The sequence below is a fragment of the Bacteroides propionicifaciens DSM 19291 = JCM 14649 genome (assembly GCF_000375405.1).
In the GTDB taxonomy this organism is placed as follows: Bacteria; Bacteroidota; Bacteroidia; order Bacteroidales; family Bacteroidaceae; genus Bacteroides_E; species Bacteroides_E propionicifaciens.
Map to the genome: position 1 here is coordinate 140,325 of NZ_AQWS01000001.1, position 18,899 is coordinate 159,223.

16 protein-coding genes and 1 riboswitch are annotated in these 18,899 nt (G+C 38.0%); of the genes, 8 read left to right on the forward strand and 8 right to left on the reverse strand.

The features are described from left to right. Positions 1-6: 6 nt before the first annotated feature. The 5 genes from B091_RS0100455 to B091_RS0100475 form a co-directional block, all read right to left on the reverse strand. Positions 7-1,254, reverse strand: coding sequence for a TolC family protein (locus B091_RS0100455; RefSeq protein ID WP_018108031.1), 1,248 nt, complete (start codon positions 1,252-1,254; stop codon positions 7-9). Further along, on the reverse strand, positions 1,241-4,321 hold the full coding sequence (locus B091_RS0100460; RefSeq protein ID WP_018108032.1) for an efflux RND transporter permease subunit: 3,081 nt from the start codon (positions 4,319-4,321) through the stop codon (positions 1,241-1,243). The genes B091_RS0100455 and B091_RS0100460 overlap by 14 nt, the downstream gene beginning before the upstream one ends. Before the next feature lie 6 nt (positions 4,322-4,327). Beyond that, a complete protein-coding gene (locus B091_RS0100465; protein WP_018108033.1) occupies positions 4,328-5,431 on the reverse strand; it encodes an efflux RND transporter periplasmic adaptor subunit in 1,104 nt (367 codons plus the stop codon). A gap of 453 nt (positions 5,432-5,884) precedes the next feature. Next, positions 5,885-7,174, reverse strand: coding sequence for a DUF4374 domain-containing protein (locus B091_RS0100470; protein WP_018108034.1), 1,290 nt, complete (start codon positions 7,172-7,174; stop codon positions 5,885-5,887). Positions 7,175-7,203: 29 nt separating this feature from the next. After that, positions 7,204-9,561, reverse strand: a complete 2,358-nt coding sequence (locus B091_RS0100475) for a TonB-dependent receptor (protein ID WP_162137963.1) — start codon at positions 9,559-9,561, stop codon at positions 7,204-7,206. A 323-nt stretch (positions 9,562-9,884) separates the two neighbouring features. Between B091_RS0100475 and B091_RS0100480 the strand changes: the two genes are divergently transcribed. The 7 genes from B091_RS0100480 to B091_RS0100510 all read left to right on the forward strand — a co-directional run bounded on the left by B091_RS0100480 (position 9,885) and on the right by B091_RS0100510 (position 15,533). After that, complete coding sequence (locus B091_RS0100480) at positions 9,885-10,649, forward strand: hypothetical protein (protein WP_018108036.1); 765 nt, start codon at positions 9,885-9,887, stop codon at positions 10,647-10,649. 107 nt (positions 10,650-10,756) lie between these two features. Continuing rightward, positions 10,757-10,824, forward strand: a riboswitch (Fluoride riboswitch). A 113-nt stretch (positions 10,825-10,937) separates the two neighbouring features. Continuing rightward, a complete protein-coding gene (locus tag B091_RS0100485) occupies positions 10,938-12,239 on the forward strand; it encodes a voltage-gated chloride channel family protein (RefSeq protein WP_018108037.1) in 1,302 nt (433 codons plus the stop codon). A 139-nt stretch (positions 12,240-12,378) separates the two neighbouring features. Further along, positions 12,379-13,425, forward strand: a complete 1,047-nt coding sequence (locus B091_RS0100490) for a glycosyltransferase family 9 protein (protein WP_018108038.1) — start codon at positions 12,379-12,381, stop codon at positions 13,423-13,425. Between the two features lie 100 nt (positions 13,426-13,525). Then, a complete protein-coding gene (locus B091_RS0100495; protein WP_018108039.1) occupies positions 13,526-13,717 on the forward strand; it encodes a hypothetical protein in 192 nt (63 codons plus the stop codon). A 269-nt stretch (positions 13,718-13,986) separates the two neighbouring features. Next, positions 13,987-14,187: a sulfur carrier protein ThiS gene (thiS, locus tag B091_RS0100500; RefSeq protein ID WP_018108040.1), complete on the forward strand. Its 201-nt coding sequence runs from the start codon at positions 13,987-13,989 to the stop codon at positions 14,185-14,187. Between the two features lie 91 nt (positions 14,188-14,278). Then, positions 14,279-15,052 (forward strand): thiazole synthase, encoded by a 774-nt coding sequence (locus tag B091_RS0100505; RefSeq protein ID WP_018108041.1) that lies wholly within the window; start codon positions 14,279-14,281, stop codon positions 15,050-15,052. Positions 15,053-15,269: 217 nt separating this feature from the next. Further along, positions 15,270-15,533, forward strand: a complete 264-nt coding sequence (locus B091_RS0100510) for a hypothetical protein (RefSeq protein ID WP_018108042.1) — start codon at positions 15,270-15,272, stop codon at positions 15,531-15,533. Between the two features lie 78 nt (positions 15,534-15,611). Here the strand turns inward: B091_RS0100510 and B091_RS11580 are convergent, their stop codons facing one another. The 3 genes from B091_RS11580 to B091_RS0100525 all read right to left on the reverse strand — a co-directional run bounded on the left by B091_RS11580 (position 15,612) and on the right by B091_RS0100525 (position 17,029). Next, the gene (locus tag B091_RS11580; protein WP_018108043.1) at positions 15,612-15,845 is read right to left on the reverse strand and encodes a hypothetical protein; all 234 of its coding nucleotides are present in this window, start codon (positions 15,843-15,845) and stop codon (positions 15,612-15,614) included. A gap of 167 nt (positions 15,846-16,012) precedes the next feature. Next, complete coding sequence (locus tag B091_RS0100520; protein WP_018108044.1) at positions 16,013-16,483, reverse strand: hypothetical protein; 471 nt, start codon at positions 16,481-16,483, stop codon at positions 16,013-16,015. A 33-nt stretch (positions 16,484-16,516) separates the two neighbouring features. Beyond that, positions 16,517-17,029 (reverse strand): hypothetical protein, encoded by a 513-nt coding sequence (locus B091_RS0100525; RefSeq protein ID WP_018108045.1) that lies wholly within the window; start codon positions 17,027-17,029, stop codon positions 16,517-16,519. Positions 17,030-17,317: 288 nt separating this feature from the next. Here B091_RS0100525 and B091_RS0100530 point away from each other — a divergent pair, with 288 nt between their 5' ends. Continuing rightward, positions 17,318-18,886, forward strand: a complete 1,569-nt coding sequence (locus tag B091_RS0100530; protein WP_018108046.1) for a PCMD domain-containing protein — start codon at positions 17,318-17,320, stop codon at positions 18,884-18,886. Positions 18,887-18,899 lie beyond the last annotated feature (13 nt).

Genomic DNA, 18,899 nt, shown 5'->3' on the forward strand with positions numbered 1-18,899 from the left:
AAAGGTTTAGAATTCTATTTCCCAGATGCCACTAGTGTATTCAAGATTGACCATAGCCTGGGCATAAGCTTTCATGGTTTCGAGGTATTGCTCTTGAATTTCATTATATGTTCGTTGAGCAATAAGTACCTCCATGATATTGGTTTCACCACGTTTATAGCGGTATACCATACCCTCAAAAACACTTCTTGACTCAGCTAATAGGCCCGATTTAAATTGTTTGACCTGTTTCTGAGCAGCTTCGTATTCGAAGTAGGCTTGTGAAACTTCTACTTGGATATCCATCTCTTTGCTCTCTCTAGAAAGTTGACTTTGGCTTATTGCCAATTTTCGGGCTCTAACTTCCCCTTTATTGATATTCGAGAACTTTAGAGGAACAGATATTCCTCCTTTAATCGTATTGCGGTTTGGCCACATGCCGTGCCAATCTCTCTCGTAACCAACCATTAATCCTAAGTCGGCTCTACGCTCAGCCTTCGCCAATTTGAGTTGACTTTGAGACGATTGAATGTTTTTGCGAGCTATCTGTACATCGACACGCTGTTCGAGAGCTATTGGAAGCAAATCGGTTAGGGTATAACTGTTATCCATATTTTGCATATTGCCCACAGGAATAGTGGCTTGCGTAATGGGTCTACCCATATAACGGTTGAGTAAGACATTTGCCGATTTTAGGGCTGCCTCTTGCTCGTACACCTCGTTGAGCAATGTTATGGCTTCCACCTTCGATTGACGGGCATCATTGAGTGTAATCTCCCCCAATTTATAGCGAATGCTATCGGAGTGATGAAGCTCTGCCATCATGCGGTAGGAGTTTTGTTTTAGCTCCAGCAAGTCACGTTGCAATAGTGCATCAAGAAAAGCTACTGTAGCTTCGGCACGAAGCTCTTTAAAGTATGATTCCAATTCTAGATTGACCAATTCACCATCGACACGTGCTTGGTTGATTCGGGCTCTACGTTTACCCAATTCTAGTGTATAGCCTAGTTCAATGGTATAATTGTCTTTCTCTGCTTCAAAATTAAGCTCTGGATCGGGCATAACTTTAGAAGCTATGACCTCGGCTTTAGCAATATCAACATTATACTTCTCAGCAAGAAATTGAAGATTCTTTTCACCCACCTCTTTGAGGTAGGCAGTGAACTCAAGTCCTGTAGTGGGTAACTCTGCTTGTTGTGTCTCCGTTTGAGCCATTACGGGGAAGCTCGTGGCTAAGCCAATCAGGCAAGTTACTATGTATTTAAGCTTTTTCATTTTTGCGTTCGATTAAATAGTATAGCACGGGTAGTGCAAATAGGGTAATCACTGTTGAAAACATCAACCCATAAACAATCACTGTTGCAAGTGGTCTTTGTACGTCCGATCCAATTCCTGTTGCCATTGAGGCAGGGAATAGACCAAGTATAGCTACTGTGGCAGTCATCAGAACGGGTCTAAATCGGTGTCTTGCTCCATCGGTCACGGCCTCGTATAGGGTTTCTCCCTCTTTGCGAAGGTCATTGATATGCGAAACCATAATTACTCCATTCTGGATGGCTACTCCGAATAGGGCGATAAACCCAACAGCCGAAGATACATTGAGTGTCATTCCTCTGACGTTCAAGGCTAGCATTCCTCCAAATAGAGCCAAAGGCACAATACAGAGCACTAGTCCTGCTTGTCGGAACTTTCCGAAAGCGATATAGAGTAGTACAAACATTAGTGCTAAGGCAAGAGGAACAATTACGGTTAATCTTGAGTAGGCACGATTTTGATTCTCAAATTGACCACCCCAACGGATGTGATATTTACTATGATCGTAGTCAACCTCTTGTTCAATCTTGCGTTGAGCCTCTTTAAGGAACGAGGACAAATCTCGGTCACGTAGGTTAAGCTTTACGGTAAGGTGTCGTTTATTCATCTCACGTGTAATGGTGCTTTCTCCTGTACTCAGCTTAATATTGGCTACCTGTGATAACGGAATCTTAGCTCCAGTAGTCGAGGTTAGCATTAGTGAAGCAATCTTCTCGGGGGTATCTCTGCTCGACTCTTTATACTTACAAGTTATATCATATACTCGGTCGTCTTGATAAATCTGAGATATCGCCTTTCCACTAATTGCAATCTCAATGAGGTCGTTAACATCCGATACATTTAATCCGTAGCGAGCTATTGCATCTCTATCCATCTGAATTTGTAGCTGTGGTAAAGGTGGTTCTTGGTCGATATCCAAATCTGCAGCACCTGGAGTGTTGTCGAGTACCGACAGCACCTCTTCGGCTATTCTACGAGTCTCTTTGAAGTCATTTCCATAAACTTTAACGACCAACTCGCTATGTGCTCCTGATATTTTATCCATAACCCCGTCAATCATCGGTTGGCTAAAACCTACCGAAAATCCGGGTAGGGTGGCATATTCTGCTGATAATTCATCGATCAAATCTTTCTTAGTCTTACCTCTTGGCCACTCTTTGTAGGGCTTGATGCCCACAGACACTTCAAAGTGTGAAGGGGTGAAAGGGTCGGTACCGTCATCGTTACGGCCAGCTTGGACTGCAATATAGGTAACCTCGTCGTATTTCATGGTACGTGCTCGCAGGGTGTCAGACAACTCCCTAGAGCGGTCAACAGTAATACCTGGAGGCAGATTGACTTGTAGCCAGAGTGAACCCTCATCAAGCTCAGGCAAGAAGTCTTTTCCTACCATAAAAGTCAATCCTAGTGCTGCTGCAAAAATTACGATAACACCTGTAACTACTTTGCGAGGTTTATGAATAATTCTATCTACTACATTTGAGTAGGCTGCTGTTAATCTCTCAAGCCATTTATTATGATAAATCTTTTGTGGTTTTTTGTAGAGTGCATACCCCATTCCTGGTATCAGAAGTAAGGCTACTAATAGGGCTCCAAAGAGTGCAAAACTCACAGTGAAAGCCATAGGTGTAAACAGTTTCTTTTCTACACGCTCAAAAGCAAATAGGGGGAGATATGCAGTAATAATAATGATAGTCGCAAAGATAATTGGCTTGGCTACCTTAGTAACTCGCTTGGCAATGCCTTGTTCGGTAAGTGGCGCATCGGGATGATCTTCACGCTTCTTTAGTACCGTCTCCATCATTACAATCGCACCATCTACAATAATTCCAAAGTCAATCGCACCCAGTGATAATAAATTGGCTGGGATATCTGTTATGTGCATCAAGATAAATGCAATGAGCAGCGATAAGGGAATGGTGATGGCTACAAGTAAAGCACCTCTCCAGCTACCAAGAAATACGATTAACACAATAATAACTAAGGCAATTCCTTCGAGAAGGGTTGTCGATACTGTATGTAGTGTTGTATCTACTAGCTCCGTACGATCAAGGAAGGTGTGAATATTAACTCCTTCGGGCAAGATTTCATTATTAAGCTCATCAATGGCACTGTGAATGTCTTTGAGTACTGTTGATGGGTTTTCGTGTTTAAGTAGTAAAACGATTCCTTCAATGCTCTCAGAATATTCTCTTGTTCTATCCGAGTAGCCTAGAACACCTTTACGTTCGAGGTTACCATATTTTAGTTTACCCAAGTCATTTAGGAAAATAGGCACACCGTTTTGTGAACTCACAACAATTTTACCCAAGTCTTCGAGATCAGTAATTTGTCCGATACCACGAACTACATAGCCTAGGTCTCCACGGTTAAGGATACTACCTCCAACATTGGAGTTGTTGTTCTCAATGGCTTCGACAACTTCACTCAAGTCTAAGTTGTATTGCTCGAGCTTAGTGGGGTCAAGCTCTACTTGAAATTGTGTGGTAATACCTCCAAAATTACTAACATCAGCTACACCAGAAATCTCTTTCAGACGTGGGATAATTACCCAGTTTTGTAGGTCGGTTAGTTCACGTAGGGAGTGGTGGTCACTCTCTATAATGTAGCGGTAAATCTCTCCAATTGGCGAGGTTAGGGGGTCAAGTTCTGGAGCTGCATCTTGTGGAAGATCCACCTCAGCAATTCGCTCTTGAACGCGCTGACGGCTCCAATAGTCTTCAACTCCATCTTCAAAAACTATAGTAATGATTGACAAGCCAAAGGTGCTTTTGCTACGCATAACATGCATACCAGGCATTCCGTTGAGTGAACGCTCAAGTGGGATAGTTATCTGTTGCTCCACCTCTTCGGCAGCTAGCCCTGGTACTTGTGTAACAACTTGTGATGTAACATCAGCAATATCTGGATAAGCCTCAATGGATAATTGTTTCCATGAGTAGTAGCCAAAGACAGCCAATAGTGTAAACATTAGTGCTAAAACCCATCTCTTTTGGATGGTTAAAAGCATGAAATTCTTTTTTAGCATTGTTTCTTATTTAAAATAGTAACCACCTTCACTTACAATCACATCTCCCTTTTTAAGATCGCCAGTAATTATAGCTTTACCGTCGCGGGTGCTTTCAACGTGAACAGGGCAGGGGATAAACATGTTTTCTTTAACTTCAACATAGATGTAGCTATGATCTTCACCTTGCAAGATTGCTTTTTCGGGTACAACTAAACTGGGTTTTGGTTGATCTGTAAAATGAATTGTAGCATACATTCCCAACTTAAGTTGTTTGTCATGATTATCACACACGGATAAAACCTTGATTGAACGAGTTTCCATATCAATAGATTCATCTATATAGTAAACTGTACCTTCGATGGGATGATTGGGGAGTGCCGCAATCTGCACTTCAATTTTATCTCCCTGATGTATAAAGCGAATATCTTTCTCTTTTACTTGGGCTACAATCCAAACTTTATCCAAATTGGCAATCACTGCAACTGGGTCTGTCTCACTACTGATGAACTGACCTGTAACGATAGAGTTCTCAATAACATCACCTGCAATTGGTGCTCTAACTACAAGGGGCTCGCCAAGTGTCATTTGACTAGGATTCGTTTGGAATACCTGCAAGGCCATAGAAGCATTCTCATACTCTTTTTCGGCAATAAACAGGGCATTTGAAGCCTCTTCGTTCTCTTTTTGTGAACCTACGCCATTTGCCATTAAGTCTTTCTGTCTATCTAAGTTGAGCTTTGCTAAATCTCTATCAGACTCTGCTTGGAAATACTCTTTTTGCGCGGTAGTATATTCAGAAGAGATAATGTCGAATAGGGGAGTATTTTGTTTTACCTTCTCCCCCAGCTTGATATATGAGCGAACGACTCTTCCGGCAAACGGAGGAGCTATATAGGCATACTGTGTAGGTATAGCTTGAATAGTTCCCGCAGTTACTACTTCACTTGCTACCAGTTCTTGGGAGACTCGATCTAACTTAATCTTATTCTTAAGTACTTCACCATTGGCAATATGTACTGTGTCTCCTACGATGCTATAAGGCTCCGCAGTTGGATTCTCTGGTTTTGTACTACATGAAAATAGTAGTGTGCAGCCAAATAATGTGCTGTATAAAAGTTTTCTTTTCATGAGAATGAGATTAATTAAGTTTTGTATCTTATTAACTGTGTCGCAAAGATAGGCTGACTTTTAATGTTGATTTAACAGATATCTATTAGAAAAATATTAGAATCGCGATTGCATCTGCTTTTCAGAGGTTTATACTGTTGTATGATACGAGTTTTATACTATTAAACAATTATTAAGTATTATGATTACAACAAGATAGTATGTCAGATGTTTTCGGAAATCTTTGAAGATTATTAAATAGATAACACACTTTATACTTGCCAGTAGCTCGTAATAAGCAAACGAGTAGGTGGTTTTGGGTAAACCACCTACTCGTTTATTTAAGCTTCAAATCTAATCTTGATTGCAAAGTCTCAAAGCCTCAGTCCCTGATTCTTTACAAAAAAGGGTTGGGCTATATTATAGCCCAACCCAAGTTTTAATTATTTACACAATTTGTGTAACGGTGTCTCTTTAATCAAGATAACCTATTGCACGAATTGCTGAAGTTCCTTTAACTGTTGTACCTTTTTTAGCTGTAGCTGTTACAGGGTCGATAATATAGATTACAGGATCACTGTTTTCAGCTGTGATTGGGAATAGCATTTTACCCTCATAGGCAAAAGGTAAGCCCGTTGTGATGATCTTGTTTTCGGCAGGTATGTTTTCAACCCAGTTGAAAGTCTTGTCTCCCATTTTCACAATAGCATACTTTGTTGCTACCGATTCAACAGTAATTGGGTCGTTAGTATTATACACCTCTAGCATAAAGTAGTCTTGAGTGATGTGCCAAACTTTTCTAAACTTGTGCCCCGTTTTCTCCTGGATGTTGAAGTAGTAATTTTTATCAAAATCTTCTGCTCCTTTGTTGATTTTTAGTGCACCTGCTGGCAATTCAGTATTCTCATCGTAAGAACCAGAGAATACATAAGTGGTTCCATCGTCGGCAATACCGATTTGTGAGTAGTATTGAGATCTGTGACGTCCAGATGAATAGCTGATACGGTCGTCCTCGAATGTTCTTACAATCTCGAACTTGTTGTTAATTTCAGCAACCCATACTTTGTTTGGCTCCGTTACAGCACCTGTGCTAGATCCACCTTCAACACTAGGATCTTTTGGCTCAGAAACTACAACTCCAGTCAAAAATGTACCTCTACCTGTATCTGCAATACCTGAAAACGTAGCTATTTGTCCCTCATTGAATACTCCTAGAGTGTGTATAGGATCACTTGGAGAAAGATTATAATCATTCTTTAAGTCTATCACATTGAAGATAACTCCATCTGCGATATTTGAATCTTCAGTTGCTTGCCCACCTACTGATGTAATGGCATAGTCCTCAAAAAAACCATAAGTTGTATATCTAGATTTAATTATAAATTCTTCTTTTTGCTCAAACTTACCTTTGCTATTCTTCTCGTAGGCTAGTGAAACACCAGGATCACCTTTCTTGTATAGAAGTCCTAAAGCATGTTTATGGTTATCACTGAATAGCCAAGTATATCCTGATTGCTCAAGTTGCTTAAAGTTGTCTTTAATTGAGTAAGTCCCAGACTCGATATTATCTATTTGTAGTAAATACTCAGATTCTCCTGCTCCAGCTAGAGATAGAAAGAATGGTTTTGATTCAACAATGCCTCCATTATCGTCATCTCCGTCGTTACCGTTTTTGTTGTCGCTATCACTGCATGCAGAGAAAAGTCCTACTGATGCTACACATAGACCAAGGAAAAGGTTTCTTTTAATAAATGATGTATTCATGTTCTAATTGTTAATTAAGTATTTAATTCTTATTTGTTTTTGAAGAAGAAGTATCTAAACTTCATAGAGAAGTTTCTTCCAGGTTTTTGCAGACTATAATTGTCGTACATAATTTCGTCTGTTATATTATTGGCTTCTAATGCGATATTATATCTTCCATTTTTGAGCGAATAAGTCAGATTAATATCGTGAGATAGTTGTGAAGGGATTGTGATGTCTCCACCTTCACTTTCCCAATCTCTATAAAATTCGTGCACATATCTCATATTGTAACCAAGGCTTAAAAGATCACCCTTATCAATTAGATTTCTAAAACTATAACTAGCATCTAGGTTGCTAAATAGGTAGGGTGCATTAGGTATTCTGTCGTTATAATAGATTAACTCTTGCCCCGAGGGAGAGTAACGCTCTTTGTTTCGAATGTTTTGATAAGTAATATTTCCTCCAATAACAAGTGCATTCTTGAATGTATAACGAGCTTCAAAGTCTCCACCAATAGTATTAACCTGTCCGTGGTTTATTGAAGATGCACCTCCAAGGCGTTGTTCTATAATACGGCGGATGTAGTCGGTCGTTTTGCGATAGATAAACCCAGCATCAAGTGAGAGGTGATGTATGTTGTTGAAAGTATGATCGTACGAAGCATTCAGGTTAAAGTTTTTGCTATTCTCTGGTTTAAGAGTTGTATTACCTGCCTCTAAGGCTTCATCACCAAACAATTCTCTCTCCGATGGCAAGCGGTAGGCTTGTTCAAAAGAGGCTTTTAGCTGAATGTCTGAAGTTAGATGGTAAGTTGTAGCAAATCCGTAACCAGTAATATTGGACGAACGTTCTTGTTCTTGAAACTCCTCAGTAGTTCCAGTACTAACATTGACAGGGCCTTTGACTTTGGTATTGTAGTGTTTTACAAATCCCATGATGTTCCAAGCAGCAATAGGACGGAACTTATAAGATAGACCAACAACGTTTTTTGTGTTTACACGACGCATAAATGTGCCCTCATTGCTAGTCTCATCGGCAGCTTTATCGGCAGTTTTTCGCTGAAAATTAGTATATACATCGTTTAGTGTGAAATAGTGTTTACCTAGCAAACTATAGCTTAGGTTAGCTGTAGCAGAGTAATTCTCATTGTCATATTTAGCACGACTGTATTGGCTCTCGCCTTTGCCTGGTTTATCAATGTATTCGCCTGCCCAGTTGTATTGGCGAGCTAGTGTATCTATATTCTGACTCTTAAGCTTATTGTAGTGGGCATTAACCGTTAGATGTAGGTTAGGGGTAAATAGGTTGCGTTTCGAATAGGTTAAAGACGGGCTTATAGCCTTAGCCTTTCTTTTCTTACCACCATAAACAATACGCATTAAGTTCGCATTCTGTATATCTGCACTTTCATTGCTGATATTAACGCCCAATAAAAAACGGTCAGCCCATTTTTGATTGACAAACCCAACCTTGGCTATTATCGCCTCGTTGTGGTATTTGTCATGGAATCGTTTGAACCAACGCTCTTCTTTTGAGAATCGACCTGTTTCCAGATCTAGATATCTAGACTTAATCTTGTAATCGTTGTCAGAGTAGTTTTGGTAAGCATTCAAGCTGAAATTAAAACCTTTTTTGGAAGTATAGCCTAAACTTAGGTTTGATTTATGTGTGTTGAATGATCCATAGGAGTAGGAGGCATCAACAAAAGTATTGGAAGTTTTCTTAGTTACAATGTTAATCGCACCACCCAAGGCATCACCACCAAATTCAACAGGTACCACGCCTTTATAAACTTCAATTCGTTCTGCAATATTAATAGGAATATTATTGACTTGGAATGAAGAACCTGAGCCCTCCATTGGCACACCATCCATAAAGATTTTGATATGCTTTCCTGTAAATCCATTGAGAGAAATTTGGCTATCAGAGCCAACACCACCAACTTCACGTATTTTGATTCCCGACACTTTGCCAAGTGTATTTGAAATATCGAGTGTTGTGTTATATAATGCTTTAGTATCGATAGCTACAACGTTAAGAGCTGACTCTTTGATACGTTGTACGGATGATTTTGATTCAACAACTACTTCGTTTAATTTGTAACTAGTATCTTCGAGCTTGATGTTGATAAACAGATCCTTATTGGCTGTCAATGTTACTTGTTTCTCGAACGGCTTGTAGCCTAAGAACTGTACATATACCGTATATTTGCCGGGTTTAGCACGCAAGTGGAATTTGCCGTTCTGGTTGCTAAGTGTTCCTTTTTGAATCTCTTTAAGCATAATAGAAGCTGCTTCAATAATGTCGCCTACTTCATCTTTGACAACTCCTTTTATTGCTGAATGTGTGTGTTCATCTTTAGCAAAAATAGCCGAGGGTATGAAGCAAAGGAAAAATGCTATCATGCAGCTAGCTATTAAACAGTTCTGTTTTGTCATTGATTTGTTTTGTAGTTAGTTAATATTTCGACTACAAAGTTCTACTTATTGTTAAGAGCAATCAATCACTCAAATTAGGTATTTCTGTAAATTATGATACCTAAACTTAACTAGATTCTATCCGTTTAAATTTGTTAAGGCTACTTCGTGTTATAAATTGAGTTTCGTATTATTTCATAATAATTGTGCTTATAGCAGCTATTTAAGACATATAATTATAACTTTGGTTACCCTGTGATATTAATAATTGTGATTAATCAACTAATGAAATTTATATACACTTAATAGTTATGAAAAGAACTAACTTAATTTACTTACTGATATTTGTTCTATTTGCCAATATAGGACTGACAAGCTGCTCAAATAGCTCCAAACGAATTCCTGACTTCACGGGCATCTATAAAGGAGTAACTGAAGTATCCTACTATAATCTAGTTTATGGGTCTAAAGTATATTTGCGACCATCAACACTGCAAGATCCCTATAAAGTAAACATGGAGGTTGTTTTGTTTCGTGACGGAAGTTTGGAGCAAACTACCTTCTTGACTGAAAATGTTATCGTTGATGGTAAGAATGCTACTGATGATTATTTTACTTTTAAAGGTAAGCAGGCTCAAGTCAATCTAGGAGAATATGGTATTGCTGATGTTGTGTTTACTGGTGTGGTTGAGGGTAAGTCTTTAGCAATAAGTTATGAACTAACTCTATCTCATAAACCTGGCCCTGTTCCAGCTTCTTTTATTGGAGGTAAACTTAATCGCAAAGAAAACGATAAAGCCCAAGTAGAAAAGGTGACTATAGATAGTCCACTAGTTTATGATATTGTCATAAATGAATCTACTAAGAAGATTACGGTAAAGGTTGATAAGGAAATAAGTGAAGCTACTCTCAAACAACTTGAAGTTAATATTCAAGTGTCTCAAGGAGCTACTTTTACCCAATCATCTAAGCATCTTGACCCTAGAACACCGATGGAAATAATAGTGTTGTCTGAGGATAGAGCAAATACGGAGACTTATACTGTGGATTTAGCGTATATAGCTAAGCCAAACTAGAAGATAGCTTCAAGATTATATAAAGGAAGGTGATGTGCAAGAGTATATCACCTTTTTTATGTCACTATTAGTTTGGTTAAACAATCATTTAATATACTTTTGTGTTTAGAATTTAAGGGAATGGAACTTCCCTGTTATAAACCGCTAATAAATAGCTGATAGTTCCTATGTAGTCATAACTCTTCTATGAGGTTTATGATGCTAGGAGTCTGTAGTTATTTTAGGTGGTTTTTTTATTTGCTCAAACTCCTAGTTCTGGCCCATGGTTGTTAAAATTATTTCAAGTCGATGAAAATTAAAACATTATTCAGTTCTAAAAAAACATTTGCCTCAATAGAACAGTTGTCTATTTTAATTTATACCCTAAAGTGGTCTTTGCTTGCTAGCACTGTTGGGCTACTGGCCGGAACAGCTTCGGCTGCGTTGCTCGTCTCTTTGACTTGGGTCACAACTTATCGTGAGTCGCACCTTCCTATTATTTTACTACTTCCTCTAGCTGGTCTTGTTATTGGTTTGATGTATCATTATTGGGGAAAAGGTAGTGAGCGAGGTAACAACTATTTGATTGATGAAGTGCATTCTGCTAAAAATATTATTCCCTTCCGAATGGCTCCCTTGGTTTTTATAGGGACACTCTTGACTCATCTGTTTGGGGGTTCTGCAGGGCGTGAGGGAACAGCAGTACAGATGGGTGGAGCTATTAGTGAAAAGCTAGCACAGCTATTCCGTCTTGATGCATCTAATCGTCGTGTCTTTCTTATTATTGGGGTAAGCGCTGGTTTTGCTTCAGTTTTTGGCACTCCTTTGGCTGGTGCTGTGTTTGCTCTTGAAGTATTGATAATAGGACGGATTCGTTACGAAGCAATTTTGCCAAGCTTTATTGCAGCAATAGTTGCTCATTACACTTGTCATACGCTTTGGGGAGTACATCATACAGCTTATGCTGTGGGGGTGATACCCCAAGTTACTCCCATGAATTTGATTTATGTGCTTCTTGCAGGCATTCTCTTTGGGCTGTCTGCCTTTTTGTTTTCACATATGGTTCATTTCTGGACCCGATACTCAAAGAAACTAATTAGATATTCTCCTCTTAGACCTTTTTTGGGTGGAATAATTCTGGTTTTAGTAATTTATTTATTGGGAACAACTAAGTATATCGGTCTTGGTATACCTACTATTGTTTCGTCTTTTCTGATTCAAGAGGAGTGGTATTCGTTCTTAATCAAAATAATACTCACAACATTTACGTTGGGAGTTGGTTTCAAGGGTGGTGAAGTAACACCGTTGTTCTTTATTGGTGCAACTTTAGGTAGTGCGCTAAGTGGAATAATCCCAATGCCTGTAGGTATATTAGCGGCTGTTGGTTTTGTGTCTGTATTTTCGGGAGCTACAAACACTCCTTTAGCCTGCACCATTATGGGGATGGAGCTTTTTGGCACTGAGACAGGTGTTTTTATTGCACTGGGTTGTGTTATTGCCTATTTGTTCTCTGGGCATAGTGGTATCTATACATCTCAAATTATTGGCTCACCCAAATTGGATGGAAGCTTATCGAGCAAAGGAAAACTTTTACGCGATTTAGAAAAGTAGCTCCATTGTAATATCCGATGGATTAAGCATTTAATAGTATTATTCTGATGTTAGTTCAAAAGCCTGTCCAAGAAATACAGTTTTTCAACAGAATGTTTCGCTTATTTAGCATGTTAAAATAACATTGATAGTCTTTAGAATGAAAAAAAAGATCAATAATATTCGACGCAAGTTGCTTTACAGTCTGACCAAGCATATTAAAGGTAAAACTGTACAGTTCGATTCAGTCGATGATATATTGCAGCGTCCCATCCGAGTTTTAATCAGCCGACCCAACTCTAGACTTGGAAATTTATTGATGGTAACACCTTTAGTTCAGGAGATAGAGCGATTACTACCCAATGCTAAAATCGATTTGTTTGTTCGGGGTGGAGTAGGATTTCCTATTTTCGAAAACTACAAAAGCATCAATAAACTTATAGTATTGCCTTCAAAACCCTTTAAAGAATTGGGTGAATACATTCGAGTATGGTGGAATTTAAAGAAGGAGGATTACGATTTAGTCTTAAATGTAATCCCTAATTCGTCTTCAGGACGACTTTCTGCTCAGCTATCTAAAGCATCGATGAAAGATTTTGGCGATGAAGTAGAGTCATTGAAATTAGAGTACCCCGATTATATTCATATGGCAAAGCAACCCGTGTATAACCTGAGATATTTACTTTCTCAGTCGGGTATTGATTTCCCTGCTGCTGCCATTCCTATCTTATCGTTTAATCTGACTGAAGATGAACTCGAAAATGGGGAGAGAGTCTATCATGAAATTATACCTCAGGATAAGCCAACGATTTATATATACACCTTTGCTACAGGTAATAAGTGCCTAACTATAACTTGGTGGACTTCTTTTTACGATAAATTGAAGTTTGAGTTTCCCAATTACAATATCGTAGAGGTCTTACCCAAAGAGAAGGTATCACAAATTGATTTTGCTGCACCCAGTTATTATAGTACTGACTTGCACGAAATGGTGGCTACCATATCTAAAGGCTCACTGTTCATTACTGCCGATTGTGGTGTTATGCATCTAGCAAGTGCTTCAAACATACCAGTTCTAGCACTATTCAACATAACTTCTATTGAGCAATACGGCCCTTACAATAACGGAAGTAAAGCTGTCTACTCAGACAAGGTGACACAAGAAGAGCTGATTCAGTTTTCAAGGGATATTCTTGCTGGAGAATAACCCTAAGTTAATCTAAACGTTTTAGTCGTTGTTTTGTTATTATAGTATACAAGACTATGTAGTTGAGTATTGTCACAATTTATATAAGAACAAACCTATTATGAAGACTAAAGTATCTATTGGCTTATTTGTAATTCTATTAATTATATTAATGCCATACGCCTTGAAGAGTGTGCAGTTGGGAGATACTCGTAGCTTTGTTCTCTCGCTACTCTGTATCATATTAGCTTTCTTTGCCGTAGTATGGAATGCTAAAAGAAATAGCCGTAAAGGGTCACAGAAAAAAGAATAGGTTGAAAATATTAAAGAAGGAGTCCCCTTGGTATTAAATGATGCCCAAGAGGACTCCTTTTGTTTTTACTAGCTTATCTTTATCGTTCTGACTATAAGTAGCTAAAAAATAGAGACGGTTTTATTTACATAAAAAGAGTGCTATGGCCAAGGTCATTCATGAAAAAACTGTTATATTTATGAATTATAAATGTATGGCTTTTTCTTGTTATACATCGTTATAGATTTTCTATATTATAAATAATCACATTAAAATAAAATTCAGAATCTATGAATATTTTAATTAACAGCAAGCCTTTAGAAGTTAAAGCAGGTTCTTCCTTAGCCGATTTAGCAGTTCAATTAGAGTTACCTAAAGACGGCATTGCAATAGCAATTGATTATAAAGTAGTACCTCGTAATCTTTGGGGTAATACAATTCTTGAAGAGAATATTGAGTTAATGGTTCTTGAAGCAGTTTCAGGAGGATAATAAAAAGAGAGTAAACTTAGGTTGCTATAATTCATACGTGACTTATGGTATATTGAAGATATGAACATGTATCCCTATTTTAAATTTAACTATGAGTAAATTATATATCGCAGATAAAGTGTTTGACTCTCGCCTATTTTTAGGCACGAGCAAATTTAGCTCATACGAGTTGATGAGCAAAACTATTGCAGCATCTAATACGCAGATGGTAACGGTTTCTATGAGACGTTTGGATCCAGAGAGATCACATAAGGATAATAATATGTTGAAGCATGTACGCCGTCCAGGACTTCAATTGCTTCCTAATACTTCTGGAGTTAAGAATGCGAGAGAAGCTGTCTTTGCTGCTGAACTGTCTAGAGTAGCCTTTGAAACCAACTGGATTAAGCTAGAAATTCATCCCGACCCTAAAACACTTTTACCCGATCCTATTGAAACATATAATGCTACAGTAGAATTAGTAAAACAGGGTTTTGTGGTTTTACCATATACAATTGCTGACCCTATTCTTTGCAAAAGACTAGAAGAAGCAGGTGCTGCATGTGTAATGCCAATTGCTGCTCCAATAGGTACCAGCCGTGGTGTTGAGGCCAAGGATATGTTGCGTTTGGTTGTTGAGGCTTGTAATATTCCAGTTATCGTAGATGCAGGTTTGGGTGCTCCTTCACATGCCGCTGAGGTAATGGAGATGGGCGTTGCAGCTGTTCTTGTAAATACAGCTATTGCTCGTTCTGGCAATCCTGTTGAGATGGCTAAGGCTTTTCAATTGGCTGTTCAAGCGGGTCGAGTGGCACACCAAGCTAAGTTATCAGTCCCTAGTATAGATGCTATATCTGGTAGTCCACTAACTTCTTATAGTTTATAAGTAGGGGATTCACCTTTAAAATATAACGTATTGAAACCTCAAAAGAATTGAGTGTCTTAGTTTATCTGACACCCAATTCTTTTGAGATTTTGTTTTATCCGTCTCAGGTTATAGCAATTTCAAACTAAAGCCTCTATAGTGTGTTAATAGGATATTCTTGCTATCTTTATGATCAATCAAGATTATGCAGATTTACTAACTTTTAAAAGGAATAAAAATGAAGGTAAAAGTTGTTTCAACTCCGTTTCCAGAATTATTGACTCGTTGGGAGAAGGTTAAAGGCAAAGTAGCCGACCAAGCTGTTAGATGTGAAGAAAAAGTGTGTTCTACAGCTAAGATAATGGGATGTTTGGTTGAGGTTGTTGGTTGTGATAAAGGAGGGTATTATGTAGTGCCTATTTATGAAACTTGCGCTAAGCCTGTTTCAACCTATGAGGTTGATGAGAATATCTTAGTTCACTACGACAAAGACCAAGCTTAACGGCTTAATTAGATATAAAACAAAAGCGATAGAAATTACTTCTATCGCTTTTTGTTTTGTGTAAATGCTTACAGTTACTTACTCAGCATCGTCATCGTCAAACTCATCTGAATCGTCTTCATCGCCTGATGTCCAGTCGTCTTCATCCCAATCCTTGTCGTCTAACATATACGAATCGATCATATTGTACGAGTCTTCATCATCGAAATCCTCGTCATCAAGACTGATGTCTTCGTCGTAGTTATTATCGCTATACATGTCTTGGCCATTATCCAAGTCATCATCGAAATCGTCAAATTCGCTCCTTGCCATAATTGTATTATTTAAAATTTAAGCGGCGCAAATGTAAACAAAGATTTGATATTAATATACAAATGATAAGAATATATTTAAGCTTATTGATAATGTATTTTAAGCCCCTAGTAATAAGCTTGAAACGGCCTATCGTAAACTAGAATACTCCGTTAGATTTATTAGCACTATAAGCTGTATCCTACTGCTTTATCAATAGTTCCTAAAGCTTTTCCTAGGTTCTTTTTAGCTTCAACAATTTCTTGTTTTACTTTTCGAACAGAGCTTTCTGATTTTGCATTTCCGAGTGATGTCTTGGCTCGTTGAGTTCTTTTCAATACGCTTTGAAAGCTTAATTTCTGAGCTTTACTAAGTCCTTCTTGCGAGTCTGATTTTCCAAGCAATACTATCAGGCTATTCGCATTTTCAATCGCATTATCGATAGATGCATTTTTGTTGGCAGAGTGTAAGCTCCTGAAGGTATCGTTGATGGCTTCCATGGTCAGTAGTGCTTGCTTTTTGATCGTAACAGCAAACTCAGGAGTTTGTTGGTTATGATCTTGTACGTAATTTGTTTTAGCTAGTTTAGGGGTAGCTGATATTGCTGTTCCCGATAATAATAGGCTACAGCTTAACGAAAGAATGATTTTATAATTCATATTGTATAGTTTGTTCTATTAACAAAATAGAAGTTAGTGCATTTTTAATACTACCTCATTGGTTTTTTCGAGTGCAGAGATCATTTTGGGTAGAGCAGACTCAAGCCCTTGAGAAGCTTTTCGAAGTTCTTGATCTATTTCGGATGATTCTCTCTGGTTTATAGCTTCTTTGCTTGCTGTTACTGCCAGATCAATCTCATCTTGGATCTCTTCGTACAAACTTAGTATTGACTCAATGTCCTCCGAAATGTCAGCCTCTTTGGCTGCATGAACGATTGAATTTACTTCAGATTTGGCAGCAGTAATTTGTTGTCCAGCAATTTCAAAATTCTCTAGCGAAAACTTAATAAAACGTTTAGCTCCATTGGACGATAAATATTGATAGGCTTCAGTCATATTCTCTGCTGCTTTGGCTATCGAAGCAATAGCTTCTTGAGTGTAATCGTAAGAATTAGCCAAGCCATCGAGAACTTTGTTTGACTGACCAAAAACAGAAGCTGTAATAAATAAAAAAGCAGTCAATAATGTAACTTGTATTCTTCTCATAACCTTAAACTTTGATTTGTAATCTATATATAAATACAAATTTGCGCCCTATTTGGTTTAGTGTAAAAGTGTTATAAGCCTTTATAAATGGGTCTTTTAACATAAATAATCTATTAATATTATATCCTTGATTATTTGTAAACTAGACTGGTAAATAGCTTTTGTTTTGGAGCCAAGTTAAGCTATCGTAGTTATTTATTCTGCTCAAAATTGATGTTATCTATTTCATTTACTCTATTTTTGTGAGTTAGTGAATTATAATTGCATAAACTGAAAATTTGAAATAGGATGAAAAAGAAATACTTATTTTATCTCATGGTTTGTATCTCTTTGTTCTGTCTTTGGGGATGTTCCCAGGAGAGTGACTTAGATGATAGGATCACCATTGGGACAGAACATAATGGAGTTTATATTGGACAACTTGAACGCGATCTAAACTCATCATCTGATTCTTTTAAGCGTAAAGTCTATCTTAAAAAGGATATGGATGAACATGTAAACCTTACAATTTCATATTTTCCTTTTTCATCTGATTTAAATGCAGACCTGAAATTAATCAATGTGTTGGCTACCATTGTAGAATATGGTGGCACAGTAACGCTTTCTACTCAGCAAAATATAACCACTGATTTTGGAGCTGAACTTGCTGTTGAGCTTCAAGGTAGTATTGTTGATGGCCTATTAAGCTTCACGGGCACAATCTCATCATTGGATGCTGTTGATCTTTACGGAATGTCTTTTAGTTTTTCAGGCCCTATGAGCAACGATTTGAACTCAGGCTGTTCAATCCTAGATTTTAGGATTGACAGCGAATACTTTATTCCCAATAGCACTCATATTTTTGAGCAGCAAGGTAATATCTTATTAGCAACAACAAAAGAAGGCTCTCTGGCTGATTTGACTAATTTAGTACCCAATATTTCTGTTTCGTCAGGAGCTACTATATCGCCTGCAGCTGATACGTCACAAGATTTTACGGTTCCAGTAGTTTATACTGTAACTTCAGAAGATGGAATATATCAGAAGACTTATACGGTCAATATATTAGAACGCCCAGGAATATTTTCTTTTGACTCTTGGAAGATTGCGAATCCTAATACCATTTATGAAGCTACTAAATATCAGATTCCTGTGGGTCAATATGGATTTGAATGGGAGAGTAGTAATGCTCTGTATGCACCTTTTATGCACTTGCTCAAAAAACAAAATGACCTAGTGGTTTCTACCCAGCCAGTAAGTCGTTATGGAGTAGTGAGTAGCTCGGATTCATATCAGGGTGGAAGTGCTGCTCTTATTGAAACGATAGACATGAATCCACCTAAGGACAATACCTATGGTATCCCTAAAATTGCAGGAGGAACACTTTATACAGGTTCATTCCAGACCAATTTGAATAATTTCGATAAACAGATGCATTACGGTTATCCGATTTTCTATGAACCGATTAGCCTTAGCGGATATTATAAATATGAGAAAGGTCAGGAATTTTACCAATGTATCGATTTGAGTAAGCCAGATGAAACTGCTTATTTGAAGGGGGTAAATGACGAAATGAGAATTTCTGTATTCCTCTATGAGGTGCAAGACCCTCTTAACGATGAAGAGATGCTCACACTTAGCGAAGTTTTGGCTAATTCAAGTAGGATTATTGCTAGGGGAGATTTAGTAAGCTCAGATGATCAATCGAGCTATGCTCGCTTTGATGTTCCATTGGTCTATGCCGAGGGGAAAGCTTTTGATTATGCTCTAAATTATCGTATTGGATTTTTCTTCTGGTCAAGTAGCCAAGGCTATTTATATAGTGGGGCACCAGGTAGTAAACTATGGATTGATGCGGTACAAATAGTAACACAATAGGTCTAGATCTCGA

What these genes read in the sequence shown, in the direction of transcription:
- B091_RS0100455 (WP_018108031.1), bottom strand. Translation starts at nt 1,254, where the DNA reads ATGAAAAAGCTTAAATACATAGTAACTTGCCTGATTGGCTTAGCCACG.
- B091_RS0100460 (WP_018108032.1), bottom strand. Translation starts at nt 4,321, where the DNA reads ATGCTAAAAAAGAATTTCATGCTTTTAACCATCCAAAAGAGATGGGTT.
- B091_RS0100465 (WP_018108033.1), bottom strand. Translation starts at nt 5,431, where the DNA reads ATGAAAAGAAAACTTTTATACAGCACATTATTTGGCTGCACACTACTA.
- B091_RS0100470 (WP_018108034.1), bottom strand. Translation starts at nt 7,174, where the DNA reads ATGAATACATCATTTATTAAAAGAAACCTTTTCCTTGGTCTATGTGTA.
- B091_RS0100475 (WP_162137963.1), bottom strand. Translation starts at nt 9,561, where the DNA reads ATGATAGCATTTTTCCTTTGCTTCATACCCTCGGCTATTTTTGCTAAA.
- B091_RS0100480 (WP_018108036.1), top strand. Translation starts at nt 9,885, where the DNA reads ATGAAAAGAACTAACTTAATTTACTTACTGATATTTGTTCTATTTGCC.
- B091_RS0100485 (WP_018108037.1), top strand. Translation starts at nt 10,938, where the DNA reads ATGAAAATTAAAACATTATTCAGTTCTAAAAAAACATTTGCCTCAATA.
- B091_RS0100490 (WP_018108038.1), top strand. Translation starts at nt 12,379, where the DNA reads ATGAAAAAAAAGATCAATAATATTCGACGCAAGTTGCTTTACAGTCTG.
- B091_RS0100495 (WP_018108039.1), top strand. Translation starts at nt 13,526, where the DNA reads ATGAAGACTAAAGTATCTATTGGCTTATTTGTAATTCTATTAATTATA.
- thiS (WP_018108040.1), top strand. Translation starts at nt 13,987, where the DNA reads ATGAATATTTTAATTAACAGCAAGCCTTTAGAAGTTAAAGCAGGTTCT.
- B091_RS0100505 (WP_018108041.1), top strand. Translation starts at nt 14,279, where the DNA reads ATGAGTAAATTATATATCGCAGATAAAGTGTTTGACTCTCGCCTATTT.
- B091_RS0100510 (WP_018108042.1), top strand. Translation starts at nt 15,270, where the DNA reads ATGAAGGTAAAAGTTGTTTCAACTCCGTTTCCAGAATTATTGACTCGT.
- B091_RS11580 (WP_018108043.1), bottom strand. Translation starts at nt 15,845, where the DNA reads ATGGCAAGGAGCGAATTTGACGATTTCGATGATGACTTGGATAATGGC.
- B091_RS0100520 (WP_018108044.1), bottom strand. Translation starts at nt 16,483, where the DNA reads ATGAATTATAAAATCATTCTTTCGTTAAGCTGTAGCCTATTATTATCG.
- B091_RS0100525 (WP_018108045.1), bottom strand. Translation starts at nt 17,029, where the DNA reads ATGAGAAGAATACAAGTTACATTATTGACTGCTTTTTTATTTATTACA.
- B091_RS0100530 (WP_018108046.1), top strand. Translation starts at nt 17,318, where the DNA reads ATGAAAAAGAAATACTTATTTTATCTCATGGTTTGTATCTCTTTGTTC.